The organism is Escherichia sp. 93.1518 (assembly GCF_013368915.2).
GTDB lineage: Bacteria > Pseudomonadota > Gammaproteobacteria > Enterobacterales > Enterobacteriaceae > Escherichia > Escherichia ruysiae.
This window is the reverse complement of record NZ_JABWMT020000023.1, coordinates 36982-51272: the sequence shown is the minus strand read 5'-3', so window position 1 is coordinate 51272 and position 14291 is coordinate 36982. Positions and strand designations below refer to the sequence as shown.

At 51.1% G+C, this 14291-nt stretch carries 14 protein-coding genes; all 14 read right to left on the bottom strand.

The window, feature by feature from the left end; all coding sequences use genetic code 11:
• Positions 1–8: 8 nt before the first annotated feature.
• The 14 genes from rnhB to tsf all read right to left on the bottom strand — a co-directional run bounded on the left by rnhB (position 9) and on the right by tsf (position 14242).
• The gene (gene rnhB / locus HEN21_RS16405) at positions 9–605 is read right to left on the bottom strand and encodes a ribonuclease HII (protein WP_000569437.1); all 597 of its coding nucleotides are present in this window, start codon (positions 603–605) and stop codon (positions 9–11) included.
• Positions 602–1750: a lipid-A-disaccharide synthase gene (gene lpxB, locus HEN21_RS16400; protein WP_105285874.1), complete on the bottom strand. Its 1149-nt coding sequence runs from the start codon at positions 1748–1750 to the stop codon at positions 602–604. The genes rnhB and lpxB overlap by 4 nt, the downstream gene beginning before the upstream one ends.
• Positions 1750–2538 (bottom strand): acyl-ACP--UDP-N-acetylglucosamine O-acyltransferase, encoded by a 789-nt coding sequence (lpxA, locus tag HEN21_RS16395; protein WP_000565966.1) that lies wholly within the window; start codon positions 2536–2538, stop codon positions 1750–1752. Before lpxA ends, lpxB begins: the two co-directional genes overlap by 1 nt.
• A 3-nt stretch (positions 2539–2541) precedes the next feature.
• Positions 2542–2997, bottom strand: coding sequence for a 3-hydroxyacyl-ACP dehydratase FabZ (fabZ, locus tag HEN21_RS16390; protein ID WP_000210739.1), 456 nt, complete (start codon positions 2995–2997; stop codon positions 2542–2544).
• 104 nt (positions 2998–3101) lie between these two features.
• Positions 3102–4127, bottom strand: a complete 1026-nt coding sequence (gene lpxD / locus HEN21_RS16385) for a UDP-3-O-(3-hydroxymyristoyl)glucosamine N-acyltransferase (RefSeq protein ID WP_001139274.1) — start codon at positions 4125–4127, stop codon at positions 3102–3104.
• A 3-nt stretch (positions 4128–4130) separates the two neighbouring features.
• Positions 4131–4616: a molecular chaperone Skp gene (skp, locus tag HEN21_RS16380; protein WP_000758956.1), complete on the bottom strand. Its 486-nt coding sequence runs from the start codon at positions 4614–4616 to the stop codon at positions 4131–4133.
• 121 nt (positions 4617–4737) lie between these two features.
• Entirely contained in the window at positions 4738–7170 is a 2433-nt protein-coding gene (gene bamA / locus HEN21_RS16375; RefSeq protein WP_001240898.1) for an outer membrane protein assembly factor BamA, read from the bottom strand.
• Between the two features lie 29 nt (positions 7171–7199).
• Positions 7200–8552 carry a sigma E protease regulator RseP gene (gene rseP / locus HEN21_RS16370; RefSeq protein ID WP_000948225.1) on the bottom strand — a complete coding sequence of 451 codons (1353 nt, stop codon included), beginning with the start codon at positions 8550–8552 and terminating at the stop codon, positions 7200–7202.
• Positions 8553–8563: 11 nt separating this feature from the next.
• On the bottom strand, positions 8564–9421 hold the full coding sequence (cdsA, locus tag HEN21_RS16365; protein WP_000922433.1) for a phosphatidate cytidylyltransferase: 858 nt from the start codon (positions 9419–9421) through the stop codon (positions 8564–8566).
• Between the two features lie 12 nt (positions 9422–9433).
• Positions 9434–10192 (bottom strand): (2E,6E)-farnesyl-diphosphate-specific ditrans,polycis-undecaprenyl-diphosphate synthase, encoded by a 759-nt coding sequence (ispU, locus tag HEN21_RS16360; RefSeq protein ID WP_001517776.1) that lies wholly within the window; start codon positions 10190–10192, stop codon positions 9434–9436.
• 188 nt (positions 10193–10380) lie between these two features.
• Positions 10381–11577 (bottom strand): 1-deoxy-D-xylulose-5-phosphate reductoisomerase, encoded by a 1197-nt coding sequence (ispC, locus tag HEN21_RS16355; protein ID WP_000811944.1) that lies wholly within the window; start codon positions 11575–11577, stop codon positions 10381–10383.
• 92 nt (positions 11578–11669) lie between these two features.
• A complete protein-coding gene (frr, locus tag HEN21_RS16350) occupies positions 11670–12227 on the bottom strand; it encodes a ribosome recycling factor (protein WP_000622418.1) in 558 nt (185 codons plus the stop codon).
• Between the two features lie 291 nt (positions 12228–12518).
• On the bottom strand, positions 12519–13244 hold the full coding sequence (pyrH, locus tag HEN21_RS16345) for a UMP kinase (RefSeq protein WP_000224573.1): 726 nt from the start codon (positions 13242–13244) through the stop codon (positions 12519–12521).
• 146 nt (positions 13245–13390) lie between these two features.
• A complete protein-coding gene (gene tsf, locus HEN21_RS16340; protein ID WP_000818112.1) occupies positions 13391–14242 on the bottom strand; it encodes a translation elongation factor Ts in 852 nt (283 codons plus the stop codon).
• Positions 14243–14291: the final 49 nt, after the last annotated feature.

Sequence of the window (14291 nt, the reverse complement as noted above, 5' to 3'; positions counted from 1 at the left end):
CACAAGAATCAGGACGCAAGTCCCAGTGCGCGTTTGACAGGGCCAAAGCTGCGCCGATGGTGTTCGGTCGCGCCGTGTTCAGCCAGTTTTTCAAGATGAAAAGCTGTTGGATACCCTTTGTGTTGGGCAAAACCATATTGTGGATAAACGATGTCCAGCGCCGCCATTTCAGCGTCGCGCGTGACTTTCGCCAGAATAGACGCGGCACTGATTTCCGGCACGCGGCTGTCGCCTTTAACTACAGCCATCGACGGCATCGGTAATTTCGGACAGCGGTTACCATCAATCAACACATATTCCGGCGCAATATGCAGCCCCGCAACCGCACGCTGCATCGCCAGCATGGTCGCGTGTAGAATATTCAGTTCGTCGATTTCATGGGGTTCCGCGCGACCCAGACTCCAGCTTAACGCTTTCTCTTTAATCTCTTCATACAGCGCCAGACGGCGTTTTTCGCTCAGCTTTTTGGAATCATTCAGCCCGACAATCGGACGCGCCGGGTCGAGGATCACGGCAGCGGTGACAACCGCGCCAACCAACGGCCCGCGCCCGACTTCATCCACACCCGCAACAAGCTGCGTGTGCGGATAAACAAATTCGATCATTGTGCTAACTCCAGAACGGCTTGTGCCGCCTGCTCATCGGCATTGCAGCGGATCTGCTGATGCAGTTCGCGGAAGGTGTCGTGCATTGCGTGGCTGGTTTTACCATCCGCCAACAACGGTAACAGCGCCGCAGCCAGTTTTTGCGGCTCACACTCTTCCTGCAATAACTCTTTGACTAACTCTCTGCCCGCCAGCAAATTGGGTAGAGAGACATAATCAGTTTTCACCAGTCGCTTCGCCAGCCAGAAGGTGAAAGGCTTCATGCGATACCCCACCACCATCGGGCATTTCGCCAGCATACACTCGAGTGCCGCCGTGCCCGACGCCAGTAACGCCGCATCGCTTGCCACCATCGCCTCACGCCCCAATCCATCTAAGAGATGAACAGCAAGGTCTGGCGCAACTTCAGCTTTGATGCATTCAAACTGCTCGCGGCGTTTGGCATTCACCAGCGGCACCACAATCTCAAGATCGGGATATGTCTGGCGCAAAAGCTGGGCCGTTTTCAGGAAATCGGCACTAAGCATCTCAACTTCCGCGCCACGACTGCCAGGCAGCAACGCCAGGCAGTGGGCATCGTGAGGGATACCCAACACATCACGGGCGGCGTTTTTATCTGGATCTAACGGCATGGCATCAGCCATGGTGTGACCGATAAAACGGCACGGCACGTTGTATTTGTCATAAAACGCTTTTTCGAAAGGCAGAAATGCGAGCACCAGATCGGTGGCTCTGCCTATTTTGAAAACGCGTTTCTGTCGCCACGCCCACACGGACGGACTGACGTAGTGAATGGTTTTGATACCCTGCTTTTTGAGGTTACCTTCGAGGGTAATATTGAAGTCAGGCGCATCAATGCCGACAAAAACATCTGGCTTTAGCTCACCAAAACGTTTCGTCAGATCGGCTCGAATATGCAATAAGCGACGCAAACGACCGAGCACTTCAACAATGCCCATCACCGCCAGCTCTTCCATTTCGTACCAGGCTTCGCAGCCTTCAGCCTGCATCCGTGGCCCGGCAACACCAACAAAACGGGCGTTGGGCACACGTTCTTTCAGAGCGCGGATTAAACCGGCTCCCAGGATATCGCCGGAGGTTTCTCCGGCGACCAGGGCAATCGTTAATGGACGCTGTTCAGCCATTAACGAATCAGACCGCGCGTTGAGCGTGCAAAGAAATCGGTAAACGCTTTCACTTCCGGATAAGTTTCCGCCAGTTCAGCAATTTCCGGTTTCACTTCATCGAGCGTTTTTCCGCTGCGATAAATCAGCTTATACGCATTGCGGATAGCGGTAATCGCCTCACGACTAAAACCGCGACGCTTCAGCCCTTCGATATTGACACCGAACGGCGTTGCGTGGTTACCCTGCGCAATGACATAAGGAGGGACGTCCTGCGCCACACCGGAGCAACCGCCAACCATCACGTGCGCACCAATGATGCAGAACTGATGGACTGCGGTCATGCCGCCGATGATCGCGAAGTCATCTACCGATACGTGCCCCGCCAGCGTTGCGTTGTTGGCGAGAATACAGCGGTTACCTACCGTACAATCGTGCGCAATGTGAGCATTGATCATCAGTAAGTTGTCGCTGCCCACCTTCGTCAATCCACCGCCCTGGACTGTGCCACGATGAATGGTGACGCTTTCGCGAATGCGGTTACGATCGCCGATTTCCACACGGGTCGGTTCGCCAGCATATTTCAGATCCTGGTTAACTTCGCCGATGGAGGCGAACTGATAAATCTCATTGTCGCGACCAATTTTAGTATGGCCATTCACGACAACGTGAGATTTCAGTACGGTACCCTCACCAATTTCGACATGGGGTCCAACGATACAAAAAGGACCAATGTGAGCATTGGCGCCAATCGACGCGCCCTCTTCCACAATGGCGGTTGGATGCACAAAGGCGGATTTATCAATCACGTATCAGGCCTCCCGGCTACGAGCACACATCATCGTTGCTTCGCAAACTACTTTACCGTCGACCAGAGCAACCCCTTTAAAACGGGTCAGGCCACGGCGCGTTTTTTCGAAAGTGACTTCCATGATCATTTGATCGCCTGGCACGACCGGGCGCTTAAAGCGCGCTTCGTCAATACCGGCGAAGTAGTACAGCTCACCCGGTTCCAGTTTTCCTACGCTTTTAAACGCCAGAATACCTGTTGCCTGTGCCATTGCTTCCAGAATCAGCACACCCGGGAAAATCGGTTTTCCAGGGAAATGGCCCTGGAAGAATGGCTCATTGACAGAGACATTTTTTACTGCGCGCAGAAAACGACCTTCTTCAAAATCCAGCACGCGATCCACCAGTAAGAACGGGAAACGGTGTGGCAGAAGTTCTAAAATCTCTTCAATCTGCAGAGTATGAGTGTTAGTAGTCAAGATACTCTTCCTGTCAAAATATAAGAAACGACAATAATAACACGGCCTGCCGCAATCGTAAGAATGAGACAGGCCGTAAAGTTTGGCGAACAAAAGATGGAACGTTAGTCTTGTTGATTAACCTTGCGCTCAAGCGATTTCAGACGCTTGCTCATATCATCAATGTTCATCACCAGTGCAGCGGTTTTGCGCCAGACTTTGTTGGGTTGCAGCGGAATGCCTGAGGAATAGACGCCAGGTTCAGTGATAGGACGCATCACCATACCCATGCCCGTAACCGTCACTTTATCGCATATTTCCATATGCCCGTTGATTACGCTGGCACCGCCGATCATGCAGTAACGACCAATTTTCAGGCTGCCCGCCATAATGACGCCACCGGCAACCGCCGTATTGTCGCCAATCACAACGTTATGTGCAATCTGGCACTGGTTATCAATGATCACGCCATTACCGATAATGGTGTCATCCAGAGCACCACGATCGATGGTAGTACAGGCGCCGATCTCCACGCGATCGCCAATAATCACGCGACCAATCTGAGGGATCTTCACCCAGTTACCCCGATCGTTGGCATAGCCAAAACCGTCCGCACCTACCACCGTTCCGGATTGGATCAGGCAATTCTGACCGATCTGGATCTCATGGTAAATGGTTACGTTCGCCCAAAGGCGCGAACCTGCGCCGATTTTGCTGTTTTTACCAACGAAGCAACCGGCACCAATAATCACGTTATCGCCCAGCTCAACACCGGACTCAATCACCGCGTTCGCGCCAATCGAAACGTTGTTACCCAGCTTCGCCGTCGCGTCGATCACTGCACTGGGTGCAATGTCCTGCGCGGGCTGCGGCGTGGTATCTAAAATTTGCGCCATGCGCGCGTAAGTCAGGTAGGGATTCTTCACTACCAGCGCGGCACTTTTCGCGAAAGGAAGATCGTCCTGGGTCATGACAACCGCAGACGCCTGGCACAAGCCTAAATGCTCACGGTATTTTGGGTTAACCATGAACGTGATGTGACCTGTTTGTGCAGATTGCATGGACGCAACGCCGGTGATGACGATATCGCCATCACCGTGTAGTTCTGCATCCAACTGCTGCGCTAAATCAGCCAGTCGAATTGAAGGCATTACTTATTTAACCTGTTTCAGTACGTCGGCAGTGATGTCTTTTACATCGCTGCTGTTGTAAGCAACGGCGTTTGCATCAACAACCAGATCGATATCCTGGCTGTTGGCAACGGATTTCACAGCAGTCTGGATACGAGTAACCAGTTTGCCGCGTTCTTCGTTGGAACGACGTGCGCGATCCTGCTCAAAAGCCTGCGCTTTCTGAGCAAAAGTCTGGCGCTGAGCCATCACGTCTTTTTCCAGCTTAGTACGATCGCTACCGGCTTTCATAGACTGCAGCTTTTTCATTTTAGCTTGCAGATCGGTTTCCATACGCTGCAGTTCGCTGGCACGGCCTTTGAACTCATTTTCCAGCGTGTTAGAAACACCAGTTTTCTGTGCTACCTGCTGGAACAGGCTGCCCATATTGACGATTGCAATTTTGTCAGCCGCCTGAGCAGAAGTTGCCAGTGCTAAACCGAGACCTGCAGCTAATAACCACTTTTTCACAATAAACTCCTTACCATCCCATTTGCACCGGAGGGTGCAGTTCTTTGCGTGGCCCGGCGATCTTATATTGATCGCCTAAAGTCATCGCTACACTACCACTACATTCCTTTGTGGAGAACACTTACCAGGTTTTACCGATGTTAAACTGGAACTGTTCTGCCTTGTCTCCATCGTACTTTTTGAACGGCTGGGCGTAGGAGAACACCAACGGCCCCAATGGGGACATCCATTGTAATGCGATACCCGCAGACATACGGATATTGCTTGGATCGCTATAGTCCGGATATCCAGAATATTGGCTGGAATCCCAGTTTGTATCCCAAACGGTGCCCATATCCCAGAAGAAGGAAGTACGAACCGAGTTAGCATACTTGTCGCTAATGAACGGCGTCGGGGTGATGAGTTCGAGGCTGGCAACCGCCATGGCGTTACCACCTACAGCATCATCCGATTTACACAGGTCTTTCGCTCCGTCCTGAGTCGCACATTCGTAATCGTAGTCCGGGTCATAATTACTGGCCTGATGCGGGAAGTAAACTGCTTTCGGACCAATGGTGTTGGACTGGAAGCCACGCACGGTGCTGGAACCACCGGCATAGAAGTTCTCGTAGAACGGCATCTCTTTGCCGCCTAAACCATCACCGTAACCCCAACGAGTACGACCCAGAACAACCCATTTGTGATCGTCATCGATCGGTACATAAGTCGCTGTGTCTAACGTCACTTTGTAGTATTCGTTATCCGATCCCGGAATGGTCACTTTACCGGTCAGGTTGACACGTGAACCATCTGTCGGGAAGTAACCACGGTCAAGCTTGTTATAGGTCCAACCATAGTTGAACGTGAAGTCGTCCGTTTTGAAGCTATTATCCTGATCAGAGGTACTCGGATGTTCACCCATAGAGTACAGATAACGCCACATCGCAACCTGCGGCTGCATGTTGGACAGGGAGTTATGCACATAACCCAGACCTGCACGCAACGAGTTATATTCGTTGATCGGGAAGCCCAACGTCACGTCTGTACCATAACTCTTGTTGGTATAGTCGGACAGGTCGGCGTCATCTGCCTGGAAGTCATTATAGAAGAGACGGCCACCGAGGCTTACGCCATCTACGGTGAAGTACGGGTTGGTTACCGACAGTTCAGCATAGGTCTGGTAATCGTTTTTGGTTCCGTTGATACCAACAGCATAACCCGTACCTAACCAGTTATCCTGTTGCACGCCAGCCTGGAAGCTCACGCCACTTTCAGTACCGTAACCAATACCAAAGTTGAAGCTACCGGTGTTACGTTCTTTGACCTTGTAGACCACATCAACCTGATCCGGGCTACCCGGAACACGCTGAGTGTCAGTGTCGACTGTTTCAAAGAAGCCCAGACGATTCAGACGCTCTTTACCCTGATCGACCAGATCGCTACCCAGCCATGCCCCTTCCATCTGGCGCATTTCACGGCGCAGAACAGCATCTTTCGACGTGTCGTTACCTTCAAAACGGATCTTACGCACATAGAAACGGTTACCCGCATCAACGTTCACACGTAATTTAACGGTCTTGTCGGCATCGTTAATTTCAGGCATCGACTGTACGCGCGGATAGGCATAACCATAGCGACCGAGAAGCTTTTTAATGTCATCTTCCATTTTGGTCACTTTGGTGCCGTTATACAGCTCGCCCGGCTCGATCTTAGTCAACTGCTCAATTTCAGCGGAGTGCCCGGCAAGGTTACCGCTCACTTCAACGCCAGAAAGCTTGTACTGATCGCCTTCGGTGATGTTCACCGTGACGTAGATACCTTTTTTATCCGGCGTCAGACTGACCTGGGTCGAGTCGATGTTGAAACGGGCATAACCGCGATCCAGATAGTAACTGCGCAGGGTTTCAAGGTCGCCCGCCAGTTTCTGTTTCTGGTATTTACGATCGCCTACCACGTTCCACCACGGCACTTCGTCACGCAGCTGGAAATGAGAGATCAGTTCGTCGGTGGTGAAAGCATGGTTACCAACAATATTGATTTGTTGGATTTCTGCTGACACACCTTCCTGGAACACCAGTTTAAGGTCAACACGGTTACGCGGCAGTGGAGTCACGACAGCTTTTACGCTGGCGCTATATTTACCGACGCTGTAGTAGAAGTCTTCCAGACCTTTTTCGATATCAGCAATGGTGGTGCGATCAAGAGATTCGCCCACACGCACGCCAGAAGCCTCGAGGTTTTGCTTCAGCATGTCATCTTTCACCGATTTGTTCCCGGAGAAAGTGATGCTGGCAATGGTCGGACGTTCTTTTACCTGAACCAGAAGGGTATCACCATCACGAAGGACACGAACATCCTCAAAGTTGCCGGTAGCAAACAGAGCGCGAATGGTATTACTGATATCTTCATCATTAACCGTGTCGCCTGTGCGCACCGGCATACTGAGGAGGGCCGCACCAACGGCGACACGCTGAAGGCCTTCGAAATGAATATCTTTCACTACGAACCCTTCAGCACCGTATACGGTGGCGCTGCTAAACAGCAGCGACGCTATGAGCAACTTTTTCATCGCCATCGTTATTATGCGTTCTTCCTAACTAACTCTCATAACCGAGAGAAATCATTGAAAAGTGCAAGCCCCATTAACAGCACCAGCAGAATCGAGCCAATGCGATAACAAAAGTCTTGAACCCGCTCGGATACCGGTCCGCCCTTGATCTTTTCGATCGCAAGGAACAGCAGATGCCCCCCGTCAAGTACGGGCAACGGAAACAGGTTAATTATCCCTAAGTTCACGCTAATAAGCGCAAGAAACGGTAGATAATAAACAACCCCGAGTTCCGCTGTCATCCCAGCCCCCTTGGCGATAGAGATCGGCCCACTGAGGTTGTTCAGTTTCACATCACCGGTGATCAATTTTCCCAGCATACTGACCGTCAGCTTCATCAACTGCCACGTTTTGTCCGTGGCTTCGACGATGGCGTTGAACGGCCCATACTGGCGTACAACTTTATACTCATCTGGCAAAGGAATGACTTTCGGCTCAATGCCGACAAAACCAATCGCCTTACCATTGCCCGGTTTGCTCTCCGGGACTAATGTTAAAGACAAGGGACTCCCCTGCCTTTCGATTTCCAACGCTAAGGATTTACCCGGATTATCCCGGACAAGCATCACAAAGGTCACCCATTGCGTTAATGGCTGACCATCGACTTTAACGATCCTGTCGCCTGCTTGCAAACCCGCCTTGTTTGCCGCCGAATTTGGCTGCACATTTTCCACTACAGGTTCAATTTGCGGCCCACGGGGACGAATCCCCAAAGAAGATACTGGATCTTCTTTATCAGGCTCAAACGCCCACTGACGTAAATCGAGCTTTACATCTCGCCGCTGGTCGCTACCAAATGGTGCTACGGTAATGATGGTGCTTTCATCACCAATTTTATCGACCAACTGCAAACGCACGGCATCCCAATCAGGCGTTTCGATACCATCTACGGCTTTTAGTTCCGTTCCTGGTGCAATTTGTGCTTGTGCAGCTATCGAATTGGCTGATATTTCACCAACCACCGGGCGTACGCCAGGCACACCAATGATAAAAACCAGCCAGTAAGCAAAGATAGCAAAAATGAAGTTTGCAACCGGACCTGCGGCAATGATCGCCGCACGTTGGCCAACAGATTTATTATTGAAGGCATGGTGGCGAAGCTCCGGAACAACCGGTTCAGCACGCTCATCCAGCATTTTGACATAACCGCCCAAAGGGATCAGGGCGATGACATATTCGGTGCCTAGCTTATCAGTTCGGCGCCAGAGCGCCTTACCAAAACCTATAGAGAAACGCTCAACGCGAACACCGCAACGCCGGGCAACCCAGAAATGACCAAATTCATGCACGGTGATAAGTACACCCAATGCAACGATGAACGAAGCCAAATCCCAGAGAAAACTCAGCATAATACCTTCCGTTAAAGCGTCCTGAATACCAGCAACAGCAGGCAAGCAAAGACCGGTACAGCAGCCGTCAGGCTATCAATACGATCCAAAATACCGCCATGTCCTGGAATTAAATGACCGCTGTCCTTAATTCCTGCTTCACGCTTAAACATGCTCTCGGTCAGATCGCCAAGCACTGAGGCTAACGCTGCGACAATAGAGCAAATGAGTAAGGTGACGGGTGCAACGTCCAGATTCGCCCACATGCCATAACCCCATGAGATTACCGCTGCGGTCGCGAGTCCGCCAATAAAGCCTTGCCAGGTTTTACCCGGAGAAACCTTCGGTGCCAGCTTATGTTTGCCAAACAATTTGCCAAACATATATGCGCCAGAGTCAGCGCCCCAGACCAGGATCATGACATAGAGCAGCCATATCGCGCCACTGTAATGATTCTCGTCATAGTGCCAGGCTCGTAACGCCAACATGCCCCAAAAGAAGGGAACAATAGTTAGCACGCCAAAGATAATGCGCAATGTTTTGGACTTACGCCATATTGTCGCGGAACCGGGATAGAATAACACCAGCAATAACGCGACAACCCACCAGCCAAGCGAAGCCCAAAGTGAGACCTCAACCAGTGGTTGATGGATATTTCGGTGATATTCCGGCAACAGAAAAAGCATCAGCGCCAACAATAACCCGCACAGCACCGCCAGCCATACCCGCTGCGAGCGAGAGGTAAAACCGCTAAGCTGTCCCCATTCCCACGCTGCCAGCATACAGACTACCAGCGTAACAATAGCGAACCCCACCGGCGGCAATAAAAATAGCGCCGCGATGACGACAGGTATTAAAACAAAAGCAGATATCAGGCGATACTTCAGCAAAAGCGACCCCCATCAGGCTGTTTCATCACCGGGCTCGGTGCCGCCGAAACGACGCTCTCGATTAGCAAAGGCATTTAGTGCCCCTTCAAAGTCTTGTTCATCGAAATCGGGCCAGAGAACATCTGTAAAGTAAAGTTCGGCATAGGCAATTTGCCAAAGCAAAAAGTTACTAATGCGATGCTCCCCCCCAGTCCTAATTACTAAATCTACAGGGGCCAGTTCATGCATACAGACATGCTGGTTTAGCATCTCTTCATCTATCTGATCCGGTTGCAGGTTTCCTTGCTGCACCTTTTCAGCCAGTTGCCTGACGCCCTGGACTATATCCCAACGTCCACCGTAGTTCGCCGCAATATTCAACGTCAGACCGGTATTCCCGGCAGTTAACGCTTCAGATTTACGAATACGTTCTTGCAAACGCGAGTTAAAACGACTGGTATCGCCAATAATACGCAGACGCACGTTATGTCGGTGCAGGCTTTTTACTTCGCTATCGAGCGCCCACACAAACAGTTCCATTAACGCACTGACTTCCTGCGCTGGTCGGTTCCAGTTTTCACTACTAAAGGCATACAGCGTTAACGCCTCAATACCGTTGTTGGCCGCAAAAGAGACCGCCCGGCGGACCGATTTAGCCCCGGCTTTATGCCCAAAGGCACGAATCTTCCCTTGCTTTTTTGCCCAGCGCCCGTTGCCATCCATAATGATCGCGACATGGCGACAGCCATGAACTGGCAATTTTTCGCTAAGTGGTTGAGTAGCAGACAACATCACGCGTTTCTTATTCCCTGACAGGGTTTACGGTACTCAGGAATACTGAAGCCTATACAAAAAAAAGCCGTGTAAAACCACGGCATACCTGACCTTAGAAAGCCAACTACTTACGATCAGATGGCGCAGACTATATCACTGAAGCCCTACGCTAACAAATAGCACGACTCTCTGTAGCCGGATTATCCTCAGCTTGCGAGACGCATCACCTCTTTTCTGGCGACCTCACGCGCACAGGCATCGACAGACAACACATCGTCCACGCATTGAGGTTCACGCATATCCATATTTTCCAGAACGGATAAATTCAATGCGGCGATATCCGTAAAGCGGATTTGTTGCGCAAGAAATGCAGCAACGGTGATTTCGTTTGCGGCATTCAATGCGGTCGTCGCAGCCTGGCCTTGTTCGAAAGCATCCATCGCCAGTTTCAGGCATGGATAGCGATCATAATCCGGTGCGGCAAATGTCAACGCACTCAGTTTGCAAAAGTCGAGCGGCTTCACGCCAGAGTTCACGCGATTCGGCCATGCCATGGTGTGGGCAATTGGCGTACGCATATCGGGTTCTCCCAGTTGCGCCAGAACGCTGCCGTCCTGATAACGCACCATTGAGTGAATCACTGACTGCGGGTGAATCAGCACTTCCATCTGGCTGGCACTGGCGTTAAACAACCAGCGAGCTTCAATGTATTCCAGACCTTTGTTCATCATGGTAGCCGAATCGACAGAAATTTTACGTCCCATCGACCAGTTCGGATGACGGCAGGCTTGATCGGGCGTCATTGTTGCCAAATCGTGCAATGGCGTCTCACGGAAAGGGCCACCAGACCCGGTAAGCAAAATGGACACCACGCCATTTTGCTCAAGGTCAGCGTATCCCAGATTGTGCTGGATAGGTTGCGGTAAACTCTGAAAAATGGCGTTATGTTCGCTATCGACCGGTAATAACTGCGCTTTACTCTGCTTTACGGCGTCCATAAACAGACGTCCACAGGTGACCAGTGATTCTTTGTTGGCCAGCAGTATGGTTTTACCCGCGCGGATAGCGGCAAGCGTAGGTAACAGGCCTGCAGCACCGACAATCGCCGCCATCACCTGATCAACATCTTCAAGCGCCGCCATATCACAGGCAGCCTGCTGACCGCTTAAGACTTCGGTGCAACTACCATGTTGTTGTAGCGTCGTTTTAAGAAGTTTCGCACTCGCTTCATCGTCCATTACGGCATAACGGGGAGAGAATTCCAGGCACTGTTCTACCATGCGAGTGACATTTTTGCCTGCCACCAGCGCAACTACGCGGAAGTGTTCGGGATTATGGCGCACCACGTCCAGCGTGCTGCAACCAATCGAGCCGGTCGAGCCCAGAATGGTGAGTTGCTTCATGAAACATCCAGAGTTGAGACAGAATAAAAAGCAAAACGCCGCCAGCCGATCCGCAAGGATCTACTGAGCGGCGTTTTTTGTCGTTCAAGAAATCAGAACTGCATCAGTTCTGCTTCTTTGTCTGCCAGCGCCGCTTCAATTTTCTTGATTGCAGCATCAGTCAGTTTCTGTACATCGTCCTGAGAACGGCGATCGTCGTCTTCGCTGATCTCTTTATCTTTCAACAGTGCTTTCACTTTATCGTTCGCATCACGACGCACGTTACGTACTGCAACACGCGCCTGTTCAGCTTCACCACGAACGATTTTAGTCAGATCTTTACGACGTTCTTCCGTCAGCGGCGGCAGCGGAACACGGATGTCGCTACCTGCAGAGTTCGGGTTCAGGCCGAGATCGGACGCCATAATCGCTTTTTCAACGGCCGGAGACATTGAACGATCAAACACGTTGATTTTCAGAGTGCGGGAATCTTCTACCGTTACGCTTGCCAGCTGACGCAGCGGCGTCGGCGTGCCGTAATATTCCACGACAATGCCATCCAGCAGGCTGGGAGAAGCACGACCCGTGCGTATTTTGCTGATTTGGGTTTTGAACGCTTCGACGCATTTGTCCATGCGTACTTCAGCATCTTTTCTGATATCGCTAATCACGTTACGAATCCTTGAAAACTTGTCTCAGTCAGACCAGACAGTCACACACAGTGGAAGTGTGCTAAGTATAGCCCTGATTAAACATATTACGGGTAATCGTCTGGATTATTAGGCTATTTTATTTGCCATTTTGCCCCCGGGCAGTGCTCGCCATCCTCACGTACTTATGTACGCTCCGGTTGCTGCGCGCTGACCGTGACCAAACTGCCTGCAACAATAACGCCTTATAACCAGACTTACGCCCCCGCGATACTTATGCGGAATCTTACCCTTATTTATCCATCACGGGAATTATTCCGTGATTAAAGTCCCTTCTTTTTCACCCATTACCACACGGCGCAGCGCACCCGGTTTATTCATGTTGAAAACACGAATCGGTAATTTGTGGTCACGAGCCAGCGTGAAGGCCGCCAGGTCCATTACTTTCAGCTCTTTTTCCAGAACTTCACTGTAGGTCAGCTGCTCGTACATAGTTGCAGTTGGATCTTTCGCCGGGTCAGCGGTAAACACACCGTCAACTTTGGTTGCTTTCAGCACCACATCGGCTTCAATTTCGATACCACGCAGGCAAGCTGCGGAGTCAGTGGTAAAGAATGGATTACCAGTACCGGCGGAGAGGATCACCACACGGTTGTTGCGCAACAGACTGATAGCTTCTGCCCAGCTGTAGCTGTCGCATACGCCATTCAATGGAATAGCGGACATCAGACGAGCGTTCACATAGGCGCGGTGCAGTGCATCACGCATTGCCAGACCGTTCATTACGGTAGCCAGCATCCCCATGTGGTCGCCCACAACGCGGTTCATACCCGCTTTCGCCAGACCAGCGCCACGGAACAGGTTACCCCCACCAATCACCACACCAACCTGAATACCCAGTTCAACCAGTTCTTTGATTTCCTGAGCCATGCGATCCAGTATGCTTGCATCAATACCGAAGCCTTCAGTGCCCTGCAGAGCTTCGCCACTCAACTTAAGCAGAATGCGTTTATAGACGGGTTTTGCATTGGTAGCCATGTTTCTTTCCTGAGACTGTCAACGATTGAAATGAATTAATACTAGCGACATTGTACGTCGCTTTTCAGCGCAGCCCCATAAGGGTTAGCTGAATTTACAAGATGGGCGCAAAAAGAAGCCGCCCTCAGGCGGCTCCTTTTCGATAATTAAGACTGCTTGGACATCGCAGCAACTTCTGCTGCAAAGTCAGTCTCAACTTTCTCGATGCCTTCACCCACTTCGAAGCGGATGAAGCCAGTCACTTCAGCGTTATGCTCTTTCAGCAGCTGACCAACAGTTTTTGCCGGTTCCATTACGAACGGCTGACCGGTCAGAGAAACTTCGCCGGTGAATTTCTTCATGCGGCCTTCAACCATTTTCTCTGCGATTTCTTTCGGCTTACCAGACTGCATCGCGATATCCAGCTGTACCTGGTATTCTTTCTCTACCACTTCAGCAGATACGTCTTCCGGCTTGATGAATTCCGGCTTGCTTGCAGCAACGTGCATAGCGATGTGTTTAACCAGCTCTTCGTCAGCGCCTTTAGCAGCAACCAGAACGCCGATACGCGCACCGTGCTGATAAGAACCCAGAACGTCGCCTTCCAGCGCAGCAACGCGGCGAATGTTGATGTTTTCACCGATTTTCGCTACCAGCGCAACGCGTTCTTCTTCGAACTGTGCTTTCAGAACTTCAACGTCAGTGATTTTGCCAGCTACAGCTGCGTCCAGAACTTTGTCTGCGAACGCCTGGAAACCAGCGTCTTTTGCTACGAAGTCAGTCTGGCAGTTAACTTCCAGAATGATGCCGTAGTTGCCGTCGATTTTGGTTTTGATCACGCCGTCAGCAGCAACGTTGCCTGCTTTTTTCGCTGCTTTGATAGCACCGGACTTACGCATGTTTTCGATTGCCAGCTCGATGTCGCCGTTAGCTTCAGTCAGTGCTTTTTTGCAATCCATCATGCCTGCGCCAGTACGCTCACGCAGCTCTTTTACCAGGGATGCGGTAATTTCAGCCATTCTAAAATCCTCGGAGATGTGATCTGCCCGGCATTAAACCGCACAGATA

Bases quoted from the DNA above. Each gene is read 5' to 3' on its own strand.
- rnhB (WP_000569437.1), bottom strand. From the start codon at position 605: ATGATCGAATTTGTTTATCCGCACACGCAGCTTGTTGCGGGTGTGGAT.
- lpxB (WP_105285874.1), bottom strand. From the start codon at position 1,750: ATGGCTGAACAGCGTCCATTAACGATTGCCCTGGTCGCCGGAGAAACC.
- lpxD (WP_001139274.1), bottom strand. From the start codon at position 4,127: ATGCCTTCAATTCGACTGGCTGATTTAGCGCAGCAGTTGGATGCAGAA.
- bamA (WP_001240898.1), bottom strand. From the start codon at position 7,170: ATGGCGATGAAAAAGTTGCTCATAGCGTCGCTGCTGTTTAGCAGCGCC.
- rseP (WP_000948225.1), bottom strand. From the start codon at position 8,552: ATGCTGAGTTTTCTCTGGGATTTGGCTTCGTTCATCGTTGCATTGGGT.
- ispU (WP_001517776.1), bottom strand. From the start codon at position 10,192: ATGTTGTCTGCTACTCAACCACTTAGCGAAAAATTGCCAGTTCATGGC.
- ispC (WP_000811944.1), bottom strand. From the start codon at position 11,577: ATGAAGCAACTCACCATTCTGGGCTCGACCGGCTCGATTGGTTGCAGC.
- pyrH (WP_000224573.1), bottom strand. From the start codon at position 13,244: ATGGCTACCAATGCAAAACCCGTCTATAAACGCATTCTGCTTAAGTTG.
- tsf (WP_000818112.1), bottom strand. From the start codon at position 14,242: ATGGCTGAAATTACCGCATCCCTGGTAAAAGAGCTGCGTGAGCGTACT.